This window comes from uncultured Aggregatibacter sp., from assembly GCF_901873365.1.
Classification (GTDB): Bacteria; Pseudomonadota; Gammaproteobacteria; order Enterobacterales; family Pasteurellaceae; genus Aggregatibacter.
On the sequence record NZ_CABFLM010000004.1, the window covers coordinates 1 to 1,322 of the forward strand.

At 37.0% G+C, this 1,322-nt stretch carries 1 protein-coding gene and 1 pseudogene; one reads left to right on the top strand and one right to left on the bottom strand.

Annotated features, from left to right (window positions below; genetic code table 11):
- The first annotated feature begins 227 nt into the window (after window positions 1-227).
- Window positions 228-872, top strand: coding sequence for a hypothetical protein (locus QZ106_RS00020; protein ID WP_295972667.1), 645 nt, complete (start codon window positions 228-230; stop codon window positions 870-872).
- A gap of 41 nt (window positions 873-913) precedes the next feature.
- On the opposite strand, the pseudogene QZ106_RS00025 reads toward QZ106_RS00020, so the two are convergent.
- Window positions 914-1,240 (bottom strand): annotated as a pseudogene (locus QZ106_RS00025) (MerR family DNA-binding protein); the annotation flags it as partial.
- Window positions 1,241-1,322: the final 82 nt, after the last annotated feature.

A 1,322-nucleotide genomic window follows, 5' to 3' on the forward strand; every position in this document is an offset into this window, starting at 1 on the left:
CTGTCTCTATTCTATGAGAATTTCTACCTAAAAACTGTTATCTTGATCAAAGATTTGAATATTACTTTCTTTTTTATTCGATTTTAGGGAGAATTTATCCGCCTTTTGGAAAAGTCGCTCACCGCTTTATCAAAACGCATCCAAAAAGCACCGCACTTTCAACGGGAACTTATGCTTGAAAGCTCGTTCTAAGTTGCACAACAATTTAACGAGATAAAAGGAATCACATGAAATTACTCAAATTATTTTTACTGGCTACATTACTTTATATTCCCGGTGTACAAGCTGCCGAAGCAACGGATTTGAACATCAAATACAGCTCCAATTATCTCATGCCTGCTTATGTGCATTTTCAGTCAGACGGTTTTGAGTACAGTATCAGAGCTAATATTAACGTACCGTTATACAACATTCAGTTCACCTCCAAAGGCGCACAAAGTAGCAATTTTTTCAATATGCTAAGTTATAAAGATACACGCAATAACAAACCTTATGCCGAAGCGAAAATTGCTAACCGTAAAATTGAATATGGTAAAGTGAAAGACGGCTTGAAAACCGAAGCGCTTACTTTGCCGACTTACGATTTATTTACCGTTGCTTTCCAGCTGAGTTATTACGATAAGTTGCCAACCAGTTTCCAAATCACCAACGGCAAAAAACTTTATCCAATGAAGAATGTGGTGTTGAACACGAACAAAAAACAAATTAAATATAAAAAACAGGATGTAACTGAAATTACCTATCAATTTAAAACAGGGAATAAAGACATTGTGGTGAAAAAACATGAAGGGGAAAAATTCCCGCGCTTTATTTCCTACAGTCGGGATGGTGATGAGTACGAGCTCACATTTAGCGATTTTGTCAAAAACTAATTTTCTCGCCAACAATAAAAGCCACCTAAGATGAGGTGGCTTTATTTTATCGGTCTAAACTTCGCATGACTACGTTGCAAGATCTGCAGTAAATTCTGCTGCTCTGATGTACCACATTGCTGTTTTAACTGTAACAAATTCATGCGCAAATGCTGTAATCGGTGAATATGCTTGGCGATGTCTTGAATATGCAGATCAAGTAATTGATTAATTTCTGTTTTTTGTTGTTCCGATGCAGTGTCCAAACTCAAGAGCAATTTGATTTCTTCTAGGGACATATCCAAAGATCGGCAATAACAAATAAATGACAAGCGCTGCAAATGTTCGTCTGTGTATAAACGAAAACCACCGGCAGAACGTGATGGGCGTTGGTCGGATAACCATTTATTTCCTCATCAAACGGTTGAATTGGCCGTTAAATTAAATCCAAAACGATTTATGCCAATTCAC

What these genes read in the sequence shown, in the direction of transcription:
- QZ106_RS00020 (WP_295972667.1), top strand. Translation starts at nt 228, where the DNA reads ATGAAATTACTCAAATTATTTTTACTGGCTACATTACTTTATATTCCC.